Consider the following 21,661-nt stretch of genomic DNA (forward strand, 5'->3'; position numbering starts at 1 on the left):
TGACCGAACAACCCCTCTCCGGCGGCATGTTCGATCCCGTCCGGGCGGAAGGCGTGTGGACCACCGCGAGTACGGCGACGCATACGGACTGTGCAGCATATGTGCTGTACGCGATGCACGGGGCCGGTTTCCCGGCAGCCGCCGAATTCTGATATTCCGGTCGGTGGCTCTGCCACGCAGTGTGGCGGGGGCACCGACACGTCCCGCGCTCCGAAGTGCGGACAAGCCGCTTTTGTACGGCAGACTGAGGAGCCGGTGACGCCCGATGCGAAGGATGGTTATGTCGAACGGCGCAGCAGAAGCGATCATGCTCGAACTGGTCGATGAGAGCGGCAGGACCATCGGAACGGCGGAGAAGCTCGCCGCCCACCAGGCACCCGGTCAGCTGCACCGGGCCTTCTCGGTGTTCCTCTTCGACGGGGCGGGACGGCTGCTGATCCAGCGTCGGGCACTGGGCAAGTACCACTCCCCAGGCGTGTGGTCCAACACCTGTTGCGGGCACCCTTATCCGGGCGAATCCCCCTTCGCCGCGGCGGCCCGGCGCACCTACGAGGAGTTGGGCATCTCCCCGGCGCTGCTCGCCGAGGCGGGCACCGTGCGTTACAACCACCCGGACCCCGACTCGGGCCTGGTGGAGCAGGAGTTCAACCACCTGTTCGTCGGACTCGCCCAGGCGGAACTGCGGCCGGACCCCGACGAGGTGGACGACACGGCGTTCGTCACCGCCACCGAATTGGGCGAGCGGCACTCCTCCGCGCCGTTCTCCTCGTGGTTCATGACGGTGCTCGATGCCGCACGCCCCGCCGTCAGAGAGCTGACGGGGCCGAACGGGGGCTGGTAACGACAGGGGCGAGCGGCAGTGCGGACCAGATGACCTTGCCGCCGCTCGCCGTCTGCTCGACACCGCAGGTCCCGCCGGCCTCAGCGGTGACCTCGCGTACGAGCATCAGACCGCGCCCCCCGGTCTGCCCCTGGTCCGCGTCCAGCGCCTTCGGCCGGTAGGGGTGGTTGTCCTCGACCGACACCCGGATCCAGGAGGCCCCGACGGCGACCTCCACGGCCACCTCCGGGGAGAGCAGCGCGGCATGGCGTACGGCGTTGGTGACGAGCTCGGAGACGATCAGCAGCAGGCCCTGGACGGTGTCGCCGCCGACCGGTACCTGCTGGCGCGACAGAAGGTCGCGTACGGCGTGCCGGGCCTGCGGTACGGAGATGTCGACCGCCGGGGCGGTGAACCGCCAGACGCCTTCGTAGGGCAGGGAGCCGGCGACCGCCGGGTCGGGCGGGCTGTTGGTCCCGCGGCTCTCCATATTCCGGCTCCCGCCCTCGCGCTCGATGGTGACCACGCATTGAGTGTTGGGAATGAGCTGGTCCGCACCGAGCAGCTGAACAGAAGTCAGCACCAATCGGCGCTATTCGATGGAATGCGACTGACCCTGTTAAAAGCGTGACAACTTCTGGTCTTCTGATTCCGTTCTCTTCATTCTGGTCTCCTGTCGAAGACCGTCAGCACGATCCGTCCGATCACCAGCGGGCCGGGCCGGATAGCATCCGGCCCATGGAGCCGCAGCTGCAGCACACCGTCGCCGACGGGGTCGCCACCGTCGTGATCAGCAACCCCGCCAAGCGCAATGCCATGACGGCTGCCATGTGGCGGGCCCTGCCCGTGCTGCTCGACCGGCTGGCGGACGATGACGCCGTCCGCGTCCTGGTCCTGACCGGAGCCGGGAACACTTTCTGCGCCGGCGCCGACATATCGACACTCCGGGACCCCCGCGAGGACCCCCAGCGGCTCGCCGTCCGGGCCGAGGAGGCCCTCGCCGCCTTCCCCAAGCCGACGCTCGCCGCCGTGCGCGGGTACTGCGTGGGCGGCGGCTGCCAGCTGGCGGCGGCCTGCGACCTGCGGTTCGCCGAGGAGGGGTCCCTGTTCGGGGTGACTCCGGCGAAGCTCGGGATCGTCTATCCGGCGGCCTCCACCGCACGGCTGGCCTCGCTGGTGGGCCCGGCGACCGCCAAGTACCTGCTGTTCTCGGCCGAGTTGATCGGCACGGACCACGCGCTGCGGACCGGCCTGCTGGACGAGGTGGTACCCGTGGACCTGCTCGGCCCGCGCGTGGCGGAGTTCAGCCGGGTGCTGGTGTCGCGCTCGCAGCTGACGCAGACGGCGGCCAAGGAGTTCACCGCGGGCCGGGACGACCGGGGCGCGTACTGGCGGGCGGCGGCGCGGGACTCCGACGACCCGGCGGAGGGGGTCGCGGCGTTCCTGGAGCGGCGGGAGCCCCGCTTCACCTGGACCCCCCGCTCCGGGGCGGTTCCGCGGTGAGACCCGTCCCACTTTCCTGACATCCGCCTTCCGTCTTCCCCGCCCCGTCCGCCGCCCGCCTTCCCGCCTTCCCGCCTTCCCGCCATCAGCTTTGCCGCCGTCCCTTCCTCCCGTACCGACCAGTCGGTAACATCCAGGCCATGACCTCGCTCCAGCCGCGCGCCGGCCGTCGCTGCCACCATTCCGTCAACCCCCTGCACTCGACGCTCTACTTCTCCCCCGACTTCACCGAGCAGCTCGCCGGTATCGGGATCGACGACGCGGGCGCCGCCTACTTCGCCGGGCGCGGTGCGGCGATGGGGGCCGTGGGCCCCGGCACGATCGCCGCCGCCTTCTACAACTTCAACCCCGAGCTGATCGCCAGGCACGTACCCGCCGTGTGGGAGACGGCCGCACCGCAGGCCGTGCTCGACGCCCGGCTACGCGCCGCCGACGCCACGCTGCGGCGGCTGCTCGGCGATGAGGCGGTCGCGTCCGACACGATGGCCGAGGCGGCGCGGCTCGCACTGCGCGCGGCCGAGGCCTGCACCCGGCACGCCCGGCCGCTGTACTCCGCCCACGCCGACCTGCCGGTCCCCGAGCAGCCCCATCTCGCGTTCTGGCACGCGGCGACGCTGCTGCGCGAGCACCGGGGCGACGGCCACCTCGCCGTGCTGCTCGCCGCCGGGCTCGACCCGCTGGAGGCGCTGGTGAGCCACACGGCGACCGGCAAGGGCATGGCGCCCCGCTGGATCCTCGCGACCCGCGGCTGGAACCGGAGCGACTGGGACGCCGCCGTGGAGCGGCTGCGCGGGCGCGGGCTTCTGGACGCGGACGGCGGGCTCACCGAAGCGGGCACCCAGCTCCGCCAGGACGTGGAGTCGGACACCGACCGCCTCGACCTCGCGCCGTACGAACACCTCGGCGCCGAGGGCGTAGAGCGCCTCACCGAGCTGGCGCGCGGCTTCCTCACCACCGCGGCGGCGGCCGGCGCCTTCCCGTCGAGCCTCAGCTGATCCGGGCCGGAGCGGCGTGATCCCCGCCCTGTCGGCGCCGCCTGCCACAATGCTGATGCACTGTTTTCCCGCGCGGCGGCGGTCCGGCTCCCACCGGCGGACCGTTCACCCCGCGGGGTCCGGGGGCTGCTCCGGAAGAATGCGGCAAGCTCAGCGAGAAGGCGGTACGGGATCGTGACCACGACCACCCCAGTTTCCATCGAAAGCAGGATCGCGGAGGAGCTCGGCGTCAGGGAACGGCAGGTGAAGGCCGCCGTCGAGCTGCTCGACGGCGGCTCGACCGTGCCGTTCATCGCGCGCTACCGCAAGGAAGCGACCGAGATGCTCGACGACGCACAGCTGCGCACGCTGGAGGAGCGGCTGCGCTATCTGCGGGAGCTGGAGGAGCGGCGGACGGCAGTTCTGGAGTCCGTACGGGAGCAGGGCAAGCTCGACGACGCGCTGGAGGCGCAGATCCGGGCCGCGGAGACGAAGGCCCGGCTGGAGGACATCTATCTGCCCTTCAAGCCGAAGCGCAGGACCAAGGCCCAGATCGCGCGTGAGGCCGGTCTCGGGCCGCTCGCCGACGGGCTGCTGGCCGACCCCTCGGTGGAACCGCTCGCGGCTGCGGCGGCGTTCACCGATGCGGACAAGGGCGTCGCCGATCCGGCTGCCGCACTGGACGGCGCACGCGCCATCCTCACCGAGCGGTTCGGTGAGGACGCCGACCTCATCGGTGAGCTGCGTGAGCGGATGTGGACGCGCGGGCGGCTCACCGCGAAGGTGCGGGACGGCAAGGAGGAGCAGGGCGCCAAGTTCGCCGACTACTTCGAGTTCGCCGAGCCGTTCACCGCGCTGCCCTCGCACCGGGTGCTGGCGATGCTGCGCGGCGAGAAGGAGGACGTGCTTGACCTGGTACTGGAGCCGGAGGAGCCGTCGGACACCGCAGGGCCCTCGGCGTACGAGTCGATGATCGCGCGGCGCTTCGGGGTGGCCGACCGCGGCAGGCCCGGCGACGCATGGCTCGCCGAGACGGTGCGCTGGTCCTGGCGCACCCGCATCCTGGTCCACCTCGGTATCGACCTGCGGCTGCGGCTGCGGACGGCGGCCGAGGACGACGCGGTCAAGGTCTTCGCGTCCAATCTGCGCGACCTGCTGCTGGCCGCGCCCGCCGGGACCCGTGCCACGCTCGGACTCGACCCCGGGTTCCGTACGGGTGTGAAGGTCGCCGTGGTCGACGCGACCGGCAAGGTCGTGGCCACCGATGTGATCCACCCGCATGTCCCCGCGAACCGGTGGGACGAGGCGCTGGCCAAGCTGGCCCGGCTGGCGAAGGAGCACGCGGTCGACCTGATCGCGATCGGGAACGGCACCGCATCACGCGAAACGGACAAGCTCGCCGGTGAACTGTGCGCGAAGCACCCGGAGTTGAAGCTGACGAAGGTGATGGTCTCCGAGGCGGGGGCTTCCGTCTACTCGGCGTCCGCCTTCGCCTCGCAGGAACTGCCCGACATGGACGTGACGCTCCGGGGCGCGGTGTCGATCGCCCGCAGGCTCCAGGATCCCCTCGCCGAACTGGTCAAGATCGACCCCAAGTCGATCGGGGTCGGGCAGTACCAGCACGACCTCTCCGAGGTGAAGCTCTCCCGTTCGCTGGACGCGGTCGTCGAGGACTGTGTGAACGGTGTCGGCGTGGACGTGAACACCGCGTCCGCCCCGCTGCTCTCCCGGGTCTCCGGTATCGGCTCGGGGCTGGCCGAGAACATCGTGGCGCACCGCGACGCCAACGGCCCCTTCAGGTCGCGCAAGGCGCTCAAGGACGTGTCGCGGCTGGGCCCCAAGGCGTACGAGCAGTGCGCGGGCTTCCTCCGCATCCGGGACGGCGACGACCCGCTGGACGCGTCGAGCGTGCACCCGGAGGCGTACCCGGTGGTGCGGACGATGACCAAGAAGGCGGGCGGCGGCTCGCTCGTCGGGAACGCCGCGCTGCTGCGCTCGCTGGATCCGGCCGAGTTCGTGAACGACACCTTCGGACTGCCGACGGTGACGGACATCCTGCGCGAGCTGGAGAAGCCGGGGCGCGACCCCCGGCCGGCCTTCAAAACGGCCACCTTCAAGGAGGGTGTCGAGAAGCTGGGCGATCTGACGGCGGGGATGGTCCTGGAGGGCGTGGTCACCAATGTCGCCGCGTTCGGCGCGTTCGTCGACATCGGGGTGCACCAGGACGGCCTGGTGCATGTGTCCGCGCTGTCCAAGACGTTCGTCAAGGACCCGCGTGATGTGGTCAAGCCGGGCGACATCGTCAAGGTGAAGGTGATGGACGTCGACATCCCGCGCAAGCGGATCTCGCTGTCCCTGCGGCTCGACGACGAGGCCGGGGCCAAGCCGGGCGGCGGCGGCAGGGATCGGCAGGACCGGGGCAGGAAGGCGCAGGACGGCCAGGGCGGCCGGCCTCCGCAGCAGCGGCAGGGCGGCGGAGGCCGGCGCGGCGGCGGCAGTGGCGGCGGCCGGGCGGCGGCCCCGGCACCGGCCAACAGCGCGATGGCGGACGCACTGCGGCGGGCCGGGCTCACGGACCCCGGGCAGAGCAAGGGCAAGGGCCGCGGCTGACCCGTGGTTCCTGCCGCCGGATGACCTGACGCACAGGCCGGGCGCGCCCATCAGGGCCCGCCCGGCGCGTGCGTCAGCGCGCGTGCATCAAGGCGCGTGCGTCAGAGCGCGTGCGTCTGAGGGGCCCGGCAGGGCGGTGTGCCGGGCAGTGGGTCAGGAGGGGGCCCGGGTCAGGAGAGGCTCGGGTCAGACTTCCGTGACCTTGCCGTCGGCCACCTCGATACGGCGCGTCGTTCGGACCGCGTCCAGCATCCGGCGGTCATGGGTCACCAGCAGCAGAGTCCCCTCGTACGAGTCGAGCGCCGACTCCAGCTGCTCGATGGCCTCCAGATCCAGATGGTTCGTGGGCTCGTCCAGCACCAGCAGGTTGACGCCCCTGCCCTGCAGGAGCGCGAGGGCGGCCCTGGTCCGTTCCCCCGGCGAGAGCGTGGTCGCGGGGCGCAGCACATGCGCCGCTTTCAGGCCGAACTTGGCGAGGAGCGTACGGACTTCGGCAGGCTCGGTGTCCGGGACCGCCGCGCAGAACGCGGCCAGCAGGGTCTCCGTACCGTAGAAGAGGCCGCGGGCCTGGTCGACCTCGCCGACCACGACGCCGGGGCCGAGCGCCGCGTGCCCGGTGTCCAGCGGTACCCGGCCCAGCACCGCGCCGAGCAGGGTGGACTTACCGGCCCCGTTGGCCCCGGTGATGGCGACCCGGTCCGCCCAGTCGATCTGGAGGTGCGCGGGGCCGAAGGTGAAGTCCCCGCGGACGACAGTCGCGTCCCGCAGGGTGGCCACGACGGAGCCGGAGCGCGGAGCGGCCGCGATCTCCATCCGCAGCTCCCATTCCTTGCGGGGTTCGTCCACGACGTCGAGGCGCTCGATCATGCGCTGCGTCTGCCGGGCTTTGGCCGCCTGCTTCTCGCTCGCCTCGCTGCGGAACTTACGGCCGATCTTGTCGTTGTCGGACGCCTTGCGGCGGGCGTTCTTGACGCCCTTGTCCATCCAGCCGCGCTGCATCTGGGCCCGGCCTTCGAGGGCCGCCTTCTTGTCGGCGAACTCGTCGTACTCCTCCCTGGCGTGCCTGCGGGCGGTCTCCCGCTCCTCCAGATAGCCCGCGTACCCACCGCCGTACAGGGTGATCTGCTGCTGGGCCAGGTCGAGTTCGAGGACCTTGGTGACCGTCCGGGTCAGGAACTCGCGGTCGTGGCTGATGACGACGGTGCCCGCGCGCAGCCCGCTGACGAAGCGCTCCAGCCGGTCCAGGCCGTCGAGGTCGAGGTCATTGGTCGGCTCGTCGAGCAGGAACACGTCGTACCGGGAGAGCAGCAACGAGGCAAGACCGGCGCGGGCCGCCTGGCCGCCGGAGAGGGAGGTCATCGGCTGGTCGAGACCGACGGTGAGCCCCAGCGACGCCGCCACCTCATCGGCACGCTCGTCGAGATCGGCCCCGCCGAGGTCGAGCCAGCGCTCCAGCGTGGTGGAGTACGCGTCATCGGCTCCCGCGACCCCGTCGACCAGGCCCTGGGTGGCCTCGTCCATGGCGCTCTGGGCGGCGGCCACACCCGTACGCCTGGCGAGGAACTGGCGTACGGTCTCGCCCTCGCGGCGCTCGGGCTCCTGCGGGAGGTGGCCGACGGTGGCGGTGGGCGGCGAGAGCCTCAGCTCGCCCTCCTCCGGGGTGTCGAGCCCGGCGAGCAGGCGGAGCAGGGTCGATTTGCCCGCGCCGTTCACACCGACGAGACCGATCACGTCTCCCGGCGCCACGACGAGGTCGAGGCCGGAGAAGAGCGAGCGGTCGCCGTGGCCCGCGGCGAGGTCTTTGGCGACAAGGGTTGCAGTCATGAGGGAACCGATCCTAATCGGGCTGTGCCCTGCTCTCCGGACCAGGGAGCCCCTCCGGACCGGGCCGCGAGCCGGGGGCAGGTAGTGCGGCGGGACGGGCGGCGCCGGCTGCGGTGGTGCGGCTGGTCCATGTCGGCCGAATGGCGATCCTGTGACAGCTGCGACCGTGGACATGACCAGTGGCGGGTGGGCTGAATAGGGTCGAACACAACGACGACCCCCACGACTTGGAGCATCAGTGCACCGCAGACTCATCGTCCCGAGCGTGCTCGCGGCCTCGCTCATGCTGGCGATCCCGGCATCGGCGGCCGACTTCACGCCCGGGGCACCGGGCATCGGCGACCCGTACTACCCGGCGTACGGCAATGGCGGATACGACGTCTCGCACTACGACCTCAAGCTGAAGTACCAGCCGTCGACGGACCGGCTGGACGGCACCGCGACGATCCTGGCCACCACCACCCAGGACCTCTCCCGGTTCGATCTGGACTTCCTGCTCGATGTGAGCGAGGTACGCGTCAACGGCGCCAAGGCCTCCTTCGCCACTTCGGGGCAGCACGAGCTGGTGGTCACCCCGGCCAAGGGGCTGGCCAAGGGCTCCGCCGTGACCATCGTGGTGCGGTACAGCGGTGTGCCGTCCACCAAGTCGGCGTACGGCTTCAACACCTGGCACCGCACCCCGGACGGCGCGGTCGCCGCGGACGAGCCCGAGTCGGCCTGGTGGTGGTTCCCGAGCAATGACCACCCGCTCGACAAGGCCACGTACGACGTGTCGGTATCGGTGCCCGACGGCACCCAGGCGATCAGCAACGGCGTGCTCCAGTCGCAGCGATCGCAGCTGGGCCGGACCACGTACAACTGGCGGTCCAGCAAGCCGCAGGCCACCTATCTGACCACGCTCGCGGTCGGCAAGTTCGACATCACCACCGGCACCTCGGCGGCCGGCGTGCCGATCACCAACGCGTACAGCAAGGACCTGGGCGACAACGCCGGAGCGGCGCGCGCCAGTGTGGAGCGGACCGGTGAGGTCGCCGACTGGCTGAGCGGGTACTTCGGCCCCTACCCCTTCAACGCGCTGGGCGGCTATGTGCCGAACACCACCACCGGGTACGCGCTGGAGACCGAGACCCGGCCGTTCTACAGCCCGAAGCAGTTCGCGAACGGCGCCAACGTCTCGGTGGTCGTCCATGAGCTGGCGCACCAGTGGTACGGCGACGACGTATCCCTCAAGGGCTGGAAAGACATCTGGATCAACGAGGGCTTCGCGTCCTACGCCGAGTGGCTCTGGTCCGAGAGCCAGGGCGACGGAACGGCGCAGGAGCTGGCGGACTACGTGTACGCCTCGCACCCGGCCGACGACGCGTTCTGGAAGGTGAAGCCGGGCGACCCCGGCCCGGCGAACCAGTTCGACGACGCCGTCTACGACCGGGGCGCGCTCGCCATCCAGGAGCTGCGCGACAAGATCGGCGACACCGCGTTCTTCAAGATCCTCAAGGGGTGGCCCACCGAGCACGCCTACGGCAACGCTTCGGTGGCCGACTTCGAGAAGTACGCCGAGCAGGTCTCGGGCAAGCCGCTGGCCGCCTTCTTCGACACCTGGCTGTTCACGCCGTCCAAGCCCGCCGCGCAGTCGGGACAGGCCCGGACCGTGCGCCCGGAGGCCCGGCCCGTGGCGCCGAAGTCCTGGCGGCAGATCGAGCGGACGCACACCGTCCACGACCGCTGACCTGCGGCCACCGGAGCCGCGCCGCCCCACTGACCGGGGGCGGCGCGGCTCCGCGTCTCGCGTACGGCCGGGGCGGCGCGGCTTCCGGCGTACGGCAGGCGGTGGTTACGCTGCTCCGGCACCGCGGCGCGAGCACCGCCGCGGAGCGAGTGCCCGCACGCCCCGCTGCCGCGCCCGACGAGGAGTACCCGTTGCCCGATCCGATCCACGGCTCCCGGCCGACTCTGGAGGCCGTCGCGGCCCGCGCGGGCGTGTCGCGGGCGACGGCCTCGCGCGTCGTCAACGGCGGCGCCGGTGTGCGGCAGCCGCTGGTGGACCGAGTCCAGCAGGCTGTCGAGGAGCTCGGCTACGTACCGAATCACGCGGCCAGGACGCTTGTCACCCGGCGCAACGGCGCGGTCGCGGTCATCATCGCCGAGCCGGAGATCCGGATCTTCTCGGACCCGTTCTTCTCCCAGCAGCTGCGCGGTATCAGCCGCGAACTGACCGCGCATGACTCGCAGTTGGTGCTGCTGCTGGTGGAGGGCAGGAAGGACTACGACCGGATCGGCCGCTATCTGGCGGGCGGCCATGTCGACGGTGCGCTGGCCTTCTCCCTGCACACCGAGGATCCGCTGCCCGCGGTGATCCACCGGGCCGGCATCCCCACGGTCTTCGGCGGCCGGCCGGTGTGGGCGGGCCCGGAGTCCGGTCTCGCCCTGCCCTACGCCGACTGCGACAACCGGGGCGGCGCCCGCACGGCGGTCCAGCATCTGGTCTCGCTCGGACGCCGGCACATCGCGCACATCGCGGGCCCGCAGGACCAGACATCGGGGATCGACCGGCTGGACGGTTACCGGGATGTGCTGCAGGACGTCGACCCCGGGCTCACCGCGCAGGGGGCCTTCACGGCGGAGAGCGGCGCCGCCGCGATGTCCGGACTCCTTGAGCGGCGGCCCGAAGTGGACGCGGTGTTCGCGGCCAACGACCTGATGGCATCAGGGGCGCTCCAGGTGCTGCGGGAACACGGCAGGCGGGTCCCCCACGACGTGGCGGTGGTGGGGTTCGACGACATGGAGAAGGTCGCGGAGTGCACCGACCCGCCGCTGACGACGGTCCGTCAGGACATCGAGGGCATGGGGCGGTTGATGGTACGGATGCTGCTCCGCCTCCTGGACGGGGAGAGCGTCACACCGCCGGATTCCGTGATCATGCCGACCGGCCTGGTGCGCCGGGCCTCCGCGTGACGTCGGGCGCGCCGCCGGACATCGCGGCCCGGTGGCCGGCCCGCGCCGCACGGGCCAGCGGCAGATAGCGCACCCGCTCGGGCAGCACCGGCACCACGGCCCGTACACACCGGCCGAAACGGCGCAGCGCCCGCTCCTGGGAGTCCGTCCACTCCAGACCGATCGCCTGGCGCGCCTCCGGCGGCATCAGCCCCACGGTGACGAAGTGCCGGAAGCGGGCGATCGGCGGCAGCAGCACCGGCCAGAGCATCCGGAGCAGCACGCGGAGCGGGCGGGGGCCGCGGTCCGGGGGCGGTACGGGACTGTCCGGGTCGGTCAGCTCCCGCACCACCGGGGTGGCCTCGATCTCGTCGGCCAGCATTTTCCGGTAGTACGGCCAGAACTCCTCGATGGTCTGCGGCATGTCCCGGTCGGCGATGCCGAGGACCCGCCCGACCTGGAGCCACTCCGCGTACAACTGCCGTTCCTGCGCGTCGGTGTAGGGGCGTCCGAGGTACTTCCGGCCCTGCAGGAAGACCGGGAAACCAGTGGCGTGCACCCAGGAGAAGGTGGCCGGAGCGAGGGCCTGGTACGGGCGGCCACGGGTGTCGGTGCCGCGGATGGTCCGGTGCATACGGCGCAGCCTGCGCCCCTCTTCGGCGGCGGCCTCCCCGCCGTACACCCAGAGCTGCATCGAGCGCAGCGAGCGCTCGCCGCGGCCCCACGGATCGGTACGGAAGACGGAGTAGGCGTCGACCCCGGCGCCGACGGCAGGGTGGGCCACCTGCATGGTCAGCGCCGCGGGCAGCGTGAGCAGCACCCGGATGTCCCCGACCTCGCTCCACAGCACCCCGCCCGGCGGTGGCGGTGGCGGCCCCGGCGGCGTGGTGCGGCTCCTCATGCGTGGGCTCCCGTCGCTGCTCCCGTCGGCATGGCGGGCTCCGGCCGGATGCCCGCTCTGTTCCAGTATGCGACGGCCGGGGTCGGAGGGGCGCGGGGGAAGGGAGGTACGGGAGGTACGGGAGAGGCTCGGCGGCCCCGGCCCCGGCCCCTGACGACCCGGCGGGCGGCTCGCGCTTTCACACCCGGGCTTTCACAGCCGGGCTTTCACCAGGGTGGTGGGACAGCAATACTGTTGCACCGGACCAGCCGAGTGATCGACCCAGTGCTCGGCCGGGTATCCGGGAAACGAGGCACAGGCAGTGGCGACCTGCCCCGACAACACGGCCGCGGCCACCGCCGCGGCCCTCACGGTCGACGAACTGGCCGCGCGCGCAGGGGTGACCGTCCGCACGGTCCGTTTCTACAGCGCGCGCGGCCTGCTCCCCCCGCCGGTGATCGGGCCGCGCCGCGTCGGCCTCTACGGCCCCGCGCACCTGTCCCGTCTCGCCCTCGTCGAGGAGCTGCGGAACCACGGGATGACGCTCGCCGCGATCGAGCGCTATCTCCGGCAGCTCCCCGACGACCTGAGCGCACACGATCTGGCCATCCACCGCGCGGTGGTGGCCTCATGGGTGCCGGAGGGGGCGGACGACGCGACCCGTGCGGAGCTGGAGCGCCGGGCCGGGCGGCCGCTGCCCGAGCCGGACATCGACCGGCTCGCGGCGATGAACGTACTGGAGCGGGTGGAGGGCGAGAGGGACGCCTTCCGGGTGGATCCGGGGCTGCTGGCGCTCGGTGTGCAGCTGCTGGACGTGCCGATCGCCCACGAGACGATCCTGGCCGCGCGCACGGTGGTCCTGGAGCACACGCGGGCCGCGGCGAAGGAGCTGACCCGGCTCTTCCAGGACGAGGTGTGGGGCCCCTACCGGGAGCGCGAGAGCGACCCCGAGGCGGTGGAGGCGATGAGGTCGCTCTCCGCCGACATACAGCCCATGGTCGTGCAGGCGCTGGTGACTGCGTTCCAGCGGTCGCTGAAGGAAGAGCTGCGGGCCCGTTACGCGGACGGGCCCGCAGCCCCCTGACCTGCTTCGGGGAGATCCGGCCTCAGCTGTCGCCGAACGTCTCGCCCCGCTCGGCCTTCGCGATCAGCAGCGCGGGCGGCGCGAACCGCTCCCCGTACCGCTCGGCGAGTTCACGGGCGCGCGCCACGAAGCCCGGCAGGCCGCCCTCGTAACCGTTGATGTACTGGAGCACACCGCCGGTCCAGCCCGGGAAGCCGATGCCGAGGATCGAGCCGATATTGGCGTCGGCGACCGAGGTCAGGACGCCCTCCTCCAGGCAGCGGACGCTGTCCAGCGCCTCGGAGAAGAGCATCCGCTCCTTCATGTCGGTGAAGGGGACGTCCGCCCCGGGCTTCGTGAAGTGCTCGCGCAGCCCCGGCCAGAGTCCGGTCCGCTTGCCGTCCTCGTACTCGTAGAACCCCGCTCCCCCACTGCGGCCCGTCCGGCCGAACTCGTCGACCATCCGGTCGATGACCGCGTCCGACGGGTGCCCGGCCCAGGTGCCGCCCGCCTCCTCGGTGGCTCGCTTCGCCTCGTTGCGGATCTTGCGCGGCAGGGTGAGCGTCAGTTCGTCCATCAGCGAGAGCACCTTGGCCGGATAGCCGGCCTGGGCGGCGGCCTGCTCGACCGACGCGGGCTCGACGCCCTCGCCGATCATCGCCACGCCCTCGTTGATGAACTGGCCGATGACGCGCGAGGTGAAGAACCCGCGGGAGTCGTTGACGACGATCGGGGTCTTGTTGATCCGGCGTACGAGGTCGAAGGCGCGCGCCAGCGCCTCGTCACCGGTCCGCTCGCCCTTGATGATCTCGACCAGCGGCATCTTGTCCACGGGCGAGAAGAAGTGCAGCCCGATGAAGTCGCTCTGCCGCTGGACGCCTTCGGAGAGCAGCGTGATGGGGAGCGTGGAGGTGTTGGAGCAGAGCAGCGCGTCGGGCTCGATGACGCCCTCGATCTCCTGGAACACCTTGCGCTTGAGCGCCACGTCCTCGAAGACGGCCTCGATCACCGCGTCGCAGCCCGCGAGGTCGGCCGGGTCGCCGGTCGGGGTGATGCGGGCGAGCAGCGCGTCCCGCTGGTCCTCGGTGGTGCGGCCGCGCGAGAGCGCCTTCGCGAGCAGCTTCTCCGAGTACGCCTTGCCCTTCTGCGCGGCCTCGGCCGACACGTCCTTGAGGACGACGTCGATCCCGGCGCGTGCACAGGAGTAGGCGATGCCCGCGCCCATCATTCCGGCGCCGAGCACGGCGACCTTGCGGACCTCGCGGGGTTCGACGCCCTGGGGGCGGTTGGCACCGGAGTTGACCGCCTGGAGGTCGAAGAAGAACGCCTGGATCATGTTCTTCGCGGTCTGTCCGGTGACCAGCTCGGTGAAGTACCTGGCCTCGATGGTCAGCGCCGTCTCGAAGTCGACCTGGGAGCCTTCGACGGCGGCGGCGAGGATGTTGCGCGGCGCGGGATAGGGGGCGCCCTGCAGCTGCTTCTTCAGGTTGGCGGGGAAGGCGGGCAGGTTGGCGGCGAACTTCGGGTTGGACGGGGTGCCGCCGGGGATCTTGTACCCCTTGACGTCCCAGGGCTGCTGCGACTCGGGGTGGGCGTCGATGAAGGCGTGTGCCTGGGCCAGCATCTCGTCGGCGGTGGCCGCGAGTTCGTGGACCAGGCCGTTCTCCAGGGCGCGCCGCGGGTTGTAACGGGTGCCCTGCAGGAGCACCTTGAGCAGCGCGTCGGCGATGCCCATCAGCCGTACGGTGCGGGTGACGCCGCCCCCGGCGGGCAGCAGACCGAGGGTGACCTCGGGCAGACCGATCCGGGAGCCGGGCGCGTCGAGGGCGATGCGGTGGTGGCTGGCGAGGGCGATCTCGTAACCGCCGCCGAGCGCCGAGCCGTTGATGGCGGCGACGACCGGCTTCCCCAGTGTCTCGATGCGGCGCAGCGAGTTCTTGATGGCCGTACCGGTGTCGAAGGCCTGCTGGGCCTGAGCGGGACCGACCTGGATCATGTCCTTGAGGTCGCCGCCCGCGAAGAAGGTCTTCTTCGCGGAGGTGTAGATGATGCCGCGGATGGAGTCCTTCTCGGCCTCCGCGCGGTCGGCGACGGCCGCGATCGACTCCTTGAACGCCTGGTTCATGGTGTTCGCGGACTGGTTGGGGTCGTCGAGGACGAGGGTGACGACGCCGGTCCCGTCCTGTTCCCAGCGGATGGTGGTGTTCTCGCTCATGGTGTGGCTGCTCCGTGAGGGCCGTGGGTCGTGGGAGGGGACGCGGTCAGAGACGCTCGACGACGGTGGCGACGCCCATGCCGCCGCCTACGCAGAGCGTGGCGAGGCCGTACCGCTGGTCGCGGCGCTCCAGTTCGTCGATGAGGGTGCCGAGGATCATCGCGCCGGTGGCGCCGAGCGGGTGTCCGAGTGCGATGGCTCCGCCGTTGACGTTGATCTTGTCCAGCGGGAGTTCCATGTCCCGGGCGAAACGCAGCACGACACCGGCGAAGGCTTCGTTGATCTCCACGAGGTCCATGTCGCCGATGGTCAGACCGGCCTTGGCGAGCGCCTTGCGGGTGGCGGGCGCGGGCCCGGTCAGCATGATCGTCGGCTCGGATCCCGAGACCGCGGCCGAGACGATACGGGCCCTGGGGGTCAGTCCGTACCGTTCGCCGACCTCGCCGGAGCCGATGGCGACCAGCGAGGCGCCGTCCACGATGCCGGAGGAGTTGCCCGCGTGGTGGACGTGGTCGATCTTCTCGACCCAGTGGTACTTCTGCAGCGCCACCGCGTCGAAGCCGCCCATCTCGCCGATGGCGGCGAAGGACGGTTTGAGGGCGGCCAGCGAGTCGGCGGTGGTGCCCGGCCGCAGGTGCTCGTCGTGGTCGAGGACGACCAGGCCGTTGCGGTCGGTGACGGGGACGACGGAACGGGCGAACCGGCCGTCCTTCCACGCCTCGGCGGCCCGCTCCTGCGAGAGCGCGGCGTAGGAGTCCACGTCGTGCCGGGTGAAGCCCTCGATGGTGGCGATGAGGTCGGCGCCGACGCCCTGGGGTGCGAAACCGGTGTCCCAGTTGGTCATCGGGTCCATCGCCCAGGCTCCGCCGTCGGAGGCCATCGGGACGCGGGACATCGATTCGACCCCGCCCGCCAGGATCAGGTCCTCCCAGCCGGAACGGACCTTCGCGGCGGCCAGGTTGACGGCTTCCAGGCCGGAGGCGCAGAAGCGGTTCTCCTGGACACCGGCCACCGTGTCGGGGAGGCCGGCCGCGACGGCCGCCGTGCGGGCGATGTCGGAGCCCTGGTCGCCGACCGGGCTGACCACGCCGAGCACGATGTCGTCGATGGCCGCCGGATCGAGACCGGGGAACCTGCGGCGCACCTCATGGATCAGCCCGACGACCAGGTCGATCGGCTTGGTGCCGTGCAGGGCGCCATTGGCCTTCCCGCGCCCGCGTGGGGTGCGGATCGCGTCGTACACAAACGCTTCGGTACTCAAGACGGCAGCCTTTCGGAAATGCGGATCGGGTTGCGGATCGGGATACGGCGGGTGGGCGTCGGGCGAGGAGCGAGCGGCCGGTGATCTCCTTCATGATCCGGTCTCCCCGGTCATGGCGCTCGTCCGGACGGACCGGCCGGTCCGGTGAGGCCCGGCACGTCCCAGTCCCGGGCGACTCCGGCCGTGTCGGCGCCGGGCTGGGCGGGTCCGAGCCGTACGGAACCGGGGGTGGCGGAGAAGCGCGGCGCGGGCGCGGGCTGGGTGATCCCGCTGTGCTCGGTGAACGTCCCACGGGCGGCGAGATGCGGATGTTCCGGCGCCTCACGCAGCGAGAGCACCGGCGCCACGCAGGCGTCGGACCCCTCGAAGAGCGCCGTCCACTCCGCCCGGGTCCGGGTCAGGAAACGGGCGGCGATCGTCTCGCGCAGCCCGTCCCAGCGTGCGAAGTCCTTGCGGGCCGGGGCTTCGGACGCGATACCGAGCAGCTCCACGAACTCGTCGTAGAACTGCGGCTCCAGGGCGCCCACGGCCATGTACTCGCCGTCCGACGTCTCGTAGCTGCCGTAGAACGGACAGCCCCCGTCGAGCAGGTTCGCCCCGCGCCTGTCCTGCCAGCCTCCCGCCGCCAGCATCCCGTGGATCATGGTGGCGAGGTGCGCGGCGCCGTCCACGATCGCGGCGTCGACCACCTGCCCCGCTCCCCCTTCGGTGCGCGCGTGCTGGAGCGCGGCGAGGATGCCGATGACCAGATAGAGCGAGCCGCCCGCGTAGTCACCGACCAGGTTGGCGGGGACGGTGGGCGGCTCGCCGGAGCTGCCGATCATCCCGAGGGTGCCGGTGACGGCGATGTACGCGATGTCGTGCCCGGCGCGTTCCGCGAGCGGCCCCTCCTGCCCCCAGCCGGTCATCCGTCCGTACACGAGCTTCGGGTTGCGGGCGTGGCACTCCAGCGGGCCGACGCCGAGACGCTCGGCGACGCCCGGCCGGTAACCCTCGATCAGGATGTCGGCGCGCTCCACGAGTCCGAGGACGCGGGCGGGCCCGTCGTCGGCCTTGAGGTCGATGAGCACGGAGCGTTTGTTGCGGTTGGTGAGGTCGTACGCCGGGTTGACCGCGAGCCCGCTGCCGCCCGGCCGGTCGACCCGTACGACGTCGGCGCCGAGGTCCGCGAGGACCATCGCGGCGAAAGGACCGGGACCGATCCCCGCCAGCTCCACCACCCGGATTCCCGCCAGCGGACCGGTCCCTGCCTCTGCCATCACGCCCCCAGGACTGTGACACAACTGATGTGACATCAATGATGTTAAGAACGTGTTCCACTCCGCACAAGACTTTTGGCTGAGCATCCGCTTAGTGAGGCAGTGCGGGGTCGCATAGGCTCGGCGGCGATGACCAACAACCTCACGCCGCTCGGTCCCAAGGCCGACAAGGACACCGTACGGCGGCACAATCTCAGTCTGGTGCTGCGCGCCGTACGGGAGCAGGGCGAGGCCACCCGGGCGGGTGTCGCCGCACGGGTGGGGCTGACCCGGGCGGCCGTCTCGTCGCTGGTCGAACAGTTGCTCGAGAGCGGCTTCCTCGCCGAGTCGGGCAAGACGTTCAGCGGGCAGGCCGGGCGGCCCGGCACGGTGCTCAAACCGGCCCGCACGGGGGTGGCGGGCGTCGGCGTCGAGATCAACGTCGACTATGTGTCGGTCTGTGTGGTGGACCTGGCGGGCACCGGCCGCGTACGCCTGACCGAGCACCTGGACAACCGGGGCGCGCCCCCGGCCGGTGTACTGGCCCGCGCCGCCCGGGTCGCGGCGCGGGCACTGGAGTCGGCCCGGGAGCAGGACCTGCGCCCCGTCGGCGTCCAGCTCGCGCTGCCCGGCCTGGTCTCGGGCGGGACCGTGCGGCAGGCGCCCAACCTCGGCTGGAACCGGGTGGCGGCCGAGGGGGTTTTCGCCCAGGCGCTCTCGGCGCTGCGGCCGGACAGCCGCCCGCTGCCGGTCAGTTCGGAGAACGAGGCCAATCTGGCGGCGCTGGCCGAGCTGTGGTTCGGCGGGATCGGGGCGATCCGCAGTTTCCTCTATCTGACCGGCGAGATCGGGGTGGGCGGCGCCCTGGTCCTGGACGGTGAACTGCTGCGCGGTGCGCACGGGTTCGCCGGTGAGATCGGCCATGTGGTGGTGGATCCGGCGGGTCCGGAGTGCCGGTGCGGCTCGCGCGGCTGCCTGGAGCAGTACGCGGGCCAGTCGGCGCTGCTGTGGGCCGCCGGTATCGACGAGAGCGCCGGACCGGCCGGGGTCGCGGAGCTGGAACGGCGTGCGCACTCCGGCGACGAGCGCACCGTGGCCGCCATCTCGGAGGCCGGGGTGATGCTGGGACGGGTGCTGTCGGGAGCGGTGAACCTCTTCGACCCGGACGCGGTGGTGCTCGGCGGGATCTACCGCGGCCTTATGCCCTGGCTGGCGCCCGGCGCCGACCGGGAGCTGACCGGGCGGGTGATCTCCGGGCTCTGGCCGCGCGGCAGCGGCAGGCTGCGCGCCTCATCGGTATCGGGGGACGCCGCGCGGGGTGCGGCGGCGCTGATCGTCCAGGAGGTGCTGGCCGATCCGGTCGCGTACACGGAGCAGCGGGCGGGCTGAGCGCGGGCCGGGAGCCCTCTGCTGGGGCTGCCCGGCGGGCTCCGGTGCGCCGGGGCCGATTTCGCAGCGCTGTCGGGACAGGCCGTGGGGGCCCGGCGGTTCGTGGCCGCCCGGCCCCCACGCCCCTGCGCGGTGTTCCCGCGGCTACTGCACGGCCACCTCGTTGATCTGCGGCGCCGCCGAGCCCTCGGCCCACAGCAGGCGGACCGCGTCGGCGGTGACCGCACCGGTCGTGATGCGTGTGTACGGGCCGGTCGTGGCGCCGAGCGTCCGCCACTGGCCGCCGGTACGGATCTGCACGGCCGCCTTGACGCCCTGCACTCCTTCGGGAGCCAGTACGGTCACCGTGCGCACCGCCTCGGCCTGCGGCAGGGCGACGTCCAGGGACTCACCGGCCGCGGGCGCCCGCGAGGCGCGGTAGACGCTCTCCGCGTTCCCGTCCGCGGCGGATGCCTGGCTGCTGCCGTCCGCCGCGGGCGGGTTGCCCGTGACGGCCGGTGCGTCCGCGCCGCCCACGTGGAACTCCCGTACCACCACCCAGTTGGTCTGGTCGGCGGTCGCCCGGGCCCGTACGTACCGCGCGGTGGTGCCCCCAGGTGCCGTCGCCGTGACCGTCGGCTGATCCTTGAACGAGCCCAGCTCGTGCCAGGTGCTGTTGTCCGACGAGTACTCCAGGACACCCTGGTGGAGGTAGTCGGACTCGCTGCCGGACTTGCCCATGGTGACGGTGACATCGGTGATGGGGCGCTGGGCGCCGAGGTCCACACCGACCCAGTCGTCCTTGGCCGCGGCGGCGCTGCTCCAGAAGTAGGTGGAGTCGTCGCCGTCGGTCATCCGGGCCGGGGCGTTGCCCGAGTAGACGCCCAGATCGCTCTGGCCCACCGGCTGCGGCGGAAGCCCGATGAGCCGGCCCTCCTCGGTGAGCGCCCGGGTCACGAACGCGTCGAGCACACCGTCACCCACGACCACCGGGATCTTCCCGCCGTTCATGTCGGTGTAGACCGGTGCCTTCGCCTTCGCGACCAGACCGGCAAGCTGCTGCCGCTCCTGCCACGCGGCGGCGCCGTGCCCGGCCTTCGCGTCGTCCAGCATCCGCAGCGCGGCGAGTGTCGCCGTGCCCCACGCCTGCGCGGAGTCGAGCCACGGCCCGGCGTCGGTGACGAACCCCTTGTCGGGCAACTGCGCACGCAGCACACCGGGGGCGTCGTGCAGCTCGCGCAGAGATGCCGCGAGGGTGCCGGACGACGCCTTGCCGTCCCAGTAGCGGGAGATGACCGCGGACAGCTCGGGCGCCTCCTGCTTGTTCAGCGACGAGCTGTAGTTGACGTCGGTGAAGGCCCGCAGGGCCCGCTCCACCCCCGGGCTGCCGCCCGAGAGTTCGTGCACTGCCTGCCGGTAGGAGCGGTCGGCGTCGTACGCCGCGTCGTTCCACGTGTAGTCGGCGACGGTGTACAGCGCGAGCTTCGACGCGTACGGCTGGATCATCGGGTTGGCCGTGATCCCCGCGAGCTGTTCGGCGAGCCCCTTCTCCCGCCCGTTGAACGGGCCGAGCAGCAGCCGGTTGGTCACGTAGTCGTTGACCGGGTAGTTGTCCCAGGTCAGGATCTGATGGCCGAACACCGTCCGGGCCGACTTCGCCTGTGCGACCGTCATGGTCGGTGCGACGACACCGACACCGGTCCACTCGACCAGGACGTCCTTGTCGAGCTGCCCGGCGATGGCGGTCTTGTACGGGGACGGGGTGACGTCGTAGTACTCGGTCGGCACCATCTCCAGCGGCTGTGCGCCCTGATGGGTCTTGATGAACTGCTGGTTGACCCGGTTGAGCAGATACGCCTGCGCGGCTCCGGCCGCACCACCACCGGTGCCGAACTTCGCCTGGTCGGCGTCACAGTTCCAGTGGGTGTAGCTGATGTCGTCGAGCGGGACGGCGAACTGCCGCACACCGATGTCCCAGATGGTCTGGAGCTTGTCGACCAGTGCCTTGAGGTCGTCGTCGGAGCTGTAGCAGGCGCTCAGTCCGGGCGAGAGCGCGTAGGTGAACTGGACGTGGTTGGCGCGCGCCCGGTCCACCAGTTCCTTGATCCGGTCCAGCTGGTCCGGCGGGTACGCGTCGCGCCACTTGTCGCGGAGGTAGGCGTCGTCCTTCGGCGAGTACACGTAGATGTTCATCTTGTGCGCGCCGTAGAAGTCCATCTGATCCAGGCGCGCGGCCTGCGACCACGGGGTGCCGTAGAAGCCCTCGATGGTGCCGCGTACCGGTGTGGACGGCCAGTCGCGCACCTGCAGGCCGGGCACCGGGGCACCGGGGCCGCTGCGGTGCGGGAGCACCTGACGCAGTGACTGGGCGGCGTAGTAGGTGCCGGTCGTGTCGGTCCCGGAGAGCACGATCCGGCCCGCGCCGTCGCCGTGGGCCCGGCCGGCCGCGAGTACGTAGCCCTCTGCGGCGAGACCCTGCGGGCCCTGCACTCCGAGTGCGGTGAGGGCGGCGGCGGACGACGGGTTCTCGCCCGGACCGCCGACGTAGACCGCCAGCCGGTCCTGGCCGGTGCTCTTCGGCCCGACGGACAGGTGGGCGGCTCCGGCGGCCTTCAGGGACTTCTCCACCAGGGAGAGCGCGGCGGCGTCGGTCGTGCTGCCGGTGACGATGTCGACCGACGGGGTGATACGCACGCTGTCGGAGCGGGTGGACTCGGACTGCGGTGCGGGGGTGATGACGGGGGCGGCCGGCTTCGGGGCCGCGCTCGCGGTCCCGGCGGTGACCGCGCTGAGCGGGGCCGCCGACAGGGCCAGCGCGAGGCCTGCCACGAGGGGGCTGAGCAGAGGCCCGGAGAGCGGTCTGCGATGCGGTCCGGCCGGCTTTTTGCGGAACATCAACGATCCTCCACGGTTCGGCACCGACCCCTGAGCGGGGCCGTAGAGGACTAGACCACTCGCCTGATTGTGTGTCAAT

The 21,661-nt window shown here is 71.5% G+C and carries 15 protein-coding genes; 8 read left to right on the forward strand and 7 right to left on the reverse strand.

Annotation, left to right across the window (positions count from 1 at the left end):
• The first annotated feature begins 280 nt into the window (after positions 1-280).
• Positions 281-841, forward strand: coding sequence for an isopentenyl-diphosphate Delta-isomerase (gene idi / locus OG210_RS00575; protein ID WP_371534731.1), 561 nt, complete (start codon positions 281-283; stop codon positions 839-841).
• On the opposite strand, the gene OG210_RS00580 is transcribed toward idi, so the two are convergent.
• Positions 807-1,310 (reverse strand): ATP-binding protein, encoded by a 504-nt coding sequence (locus OG210_RS00580; protein WP_328335677.1) that lies wholly within the window; start codon positions 1,308-1,310, stop codon positions 807-809. The genes idi and OG210_RS00580 overlap by 35 nt on opposite strands.
• Positions 1,311-1,558: 248 nt before the next feature.
• Here OG210_RS00580 and OG210_RS00585 point away from each other — a divergent pair, with 248 nt between their 5' ends.
• From OG210_RS00585 to OG210_RS00595, 3 genes are all read left to right on the forward strand, one after another.
• The gene (locus OG210_RS00585) at positions 1,559-2,323 is read left to right on the forward strand and encodes an enoyl-CoA hydratase-related protein (protein ID WP_328333773.1); all 765 of its coding nucleotides are present in this window, start codon (positions 1,559-1,561) and stop codon (positions 2,321-2,323) included.
• Between the two features lie 140 nt (positions 2,324-2,463).
• Positions 2,464-3,318 (forward strand): hypothetical protein, encoded by an 855-nt coding sequence (locus OG210_RS00590; RefSeq protein ID WP_328333771.1) that lies wholly within the window; start codon positions 2,464-2,466, stop codon positions 3,316-3,318.
• Positions 3,319-3,492: 174 nt separating this feature from the next.
• Complete coding sequence (locus OG210_RS00595; RefSeq protein WP_328333769.1) at positions 3,493-5,907, forward strand: Tex family protein; 2,415 nt, start codon at positions 3,493-3,495, stop codon at positions 5,905-5,907.
• A gap of 186 nt (positions 5,908-6,093) precedes the next feature.
• On the opposite strand, the gene OG210_RS00600 is transcribed toward OG210_RS00595, so the two are convergent.
• Positions 6,094-7,731: an ABC-F family ATP-binding cassette domain-containing protein gene (locus OG210_RS00600; RefSeq protein ID WP_328333767.1), complete on the reverse strand. Its 1,638-nt coding sequence runs from the start codon at positions 7,729-7,731 to the stop codon at positions 6,094-6,096.
• 238 nt (positions 7,732-7,969) lie between these two features.
• Between OG210_RS00600 and OG210_RS00605 the strand changes: the two genes are divergently transcribed.
• Complete coding sequence (locus tag OG210_RS00605; RefSeq protein ID WP_371534734.1) at positions 7,970-9,457, forward strand: M1 family metallopeptidase; 1,488 nt, start codon at positions 7,970-7,972, stop codon at positions 9,455-9,457.
• A gap of 191 nt (positions 9,458-9,648) precedes the next feature.
• Complete coding sequence (locus OG210_RS00610) at positions 9,649-10,683, forward strand: LacI family DNA-binding transcriptional regulator (protein WP_328333763.1); 1,035 nt, start codon at positions 9,649-9,651, stop codon at positions 10,681-10,683.
• On the opposite strand, the gene OG210_RS00615 is transcribed toward OG210_RS00610, so the two are convergent.
• A complete protein-coding gene (locus OG210_RS00615; protein WP_371534735.1) occupies positions 10,646-11,563 on the reverse strand; it encodes an oxygenase MpaB family protein in 918 nt (305 codons plus the stop codon). The two genes, OG210_RS00610 and OG210_RS00615, sit on opposite strands and share 38 nt — an antisense overlap.
• A 301-nt stretch (positions 11,564-11,864) precedes the next feature.
• Between OG210_RS00615 and OG210_RS00620 the strand changes: the two genes are divergently transcribed.
• Positions 11,865-12,626 carry a MerR family transcriptional regulator gene (locus OG210_RS00620; protein ID WP_328333759.1) on the forward strand — a complete coding sequence of 254 codons (762 nt, stop codon included), beginning with the start codon at positions 11,865-11,867 and terminating at the stop codon, positions 12,624-12,626.
• Positions 12,627-12,648: 22 nt separating this feature from the next.
• On the opposite strand, the gene OG210_RS00625 is transcribed toward OG210_RS00620, so the two are convergent.
• The 3 genes from OG210_RS00625 to OG210_RS00635 all read right to left on the reverse strand — a co-directional run bounded on the left by OG210_RS00625 (position 12,649) and on the right by OG210_RS00635 (position 17,340).
• The gene (locus OG210_RS00625) at positions 12,649-14,820 is read right to left on the reverse strand and encodes a 3-hydroxyacyl-CoA dehydrogenase NAD-binding domain-containing protein (RefSeq protein ID WP_371534737.1); all 2,172 of its coding nucleotides are present in this window, start codon (positions 14,818-14,820) and stop codon (positions 12,649-12,651) included.
• 46 nt (positions 14,821-14,866) lie between these two features.
• Positions 14,867-16,081, reverse strand: a complete 1,215-nt coding sequence (locus OG210_RS00630) for an acetyl-CoA C-acetyltransferase (protein ID WP_328333756.1) — start codon at positions 16,079-16,081, stop codon at positions 14,867-14,869.
• Between the two features lie 110 nt (positions 16,082-16,191).
• A complete protein-coding gene (locus tag OG210_RS00635; RefSeq protein ID WP_371534740.1) occupies positions 16,192-17,340 on the reverse strand; it encodes a CaiB/BaiF CoA transferase family protein in 1,149 nt (382 codons plus the stop codon).
• Positions 17,341-17,469: 129 nt separating this feature from the next.
• On the opposite strand from OG210_RS00635, the gene OG210_RS00640 reads away from it, so the two are divergent.
• Positions 17,470-18,708, forward strand: coding sequence for an ROK family protein (locus tag OG210_RS00640; protein ID WP_328333754.1), 1,239 nt, complete (start codon positions 17,470-17,472; stop codon positions 18,706-18,708).
• A gap of 144 nt (positions 18,709-18,852) precedes the next feature.
• On the opposite strand, the gene OG210_RS00645 is transcribed toward OG210_RS00640, so the two are convergent.
• Positions 18,853-21,582: a beta-N-acetylglucosaminidase domain-containing protein gene (locus OG210_RS00645; RefSeq protein WP_371534742.1), complete on the reverse strand. Its 2,730-nt coding sequence runs from the start codon at positions 21,580-21,582 to the stop codon at positions 18,853-18,855.
• Between the last annotated feature and the right edge of the window lie 79 nt (positions 21,583-21,661).

It is taken from the genome of Streptomyces sp. NBC_00466 (assembly GCF_041433995.1).
Lineage (GTDB): Bacteria > Actinomycetota > Actinomycetes > Streptomycetales > Streptomycetaceae > Streptomyces.

Coding starts and splice junctions, on each gene's coding strand:
- OG210_RS00600 (WP_328333767.1), bottom strand. CDS start 7,731: ATGACTGCAACCCTTGTCGCCAAAGACCTCGCCGCGGGCCACGGCGAC.
- OG210_RS00590 (WP_328333771.1), top strand. CDS start 2,464: ATGACCTCGCTCCAGCCGCGCGCCGGCCGTCGCTGCCACCATTCCGTC.
- OG210_RS00625 (WP_371534737.1), bottom strand. CDS start 14,820: ATGAGCGAGAACACCACCATCCGCTGGGAACAGGACGGGACCGGCGTC.
- OG210_RS00645 (WP_371534742.1), bottom strand. CDS start 21,582: ATGTTCCGCAAAAAGCCGGCCGGACCGCATCGCAGACCGCTCTCCGGG.
- OG210_RS00585 (WP_328333773.1), top strand. CDS start 1,559: ATGGAGCCGCAGCTGCAGCACACCGTCGCCGACGGGGTCGCCACCGTC.
- idi (WP_371534731.1), top strand. CDS start 281: ATGTCGAACGGCGCAGCAGAAGCGATCATGCTCGAACTGGTCGATGAG.
- OG210_RS00580 (WP_328335677.1), bottom strand. CDS start 1,310: ATGGAGAGCCGCGGGACCAACAGCCCGCCCGACCCGGCGGTCGCCGGC.
- OG210_RS00635 (WP_371534740.1), bottom strand. CDS start 17,340: ATGGCAGAGGCAGGGACCGGTCCGCTGGCGGGAATCCGGGTGGTGGAG.
- OG210_RS00640 (WP_328333754.1), top strand. CDS start 17,470: ATGACCAACAACCTCACGCCGCTCGGTCCCAAGGCCGACAAGGACACC.
- OG210_RS00615 (WP_371534735.1), bottom strand. CDS start 11,563: ATGAGGAGCCGCACCACGCCGCCGGGGCCGCCACCGCCACCGCCGGGC.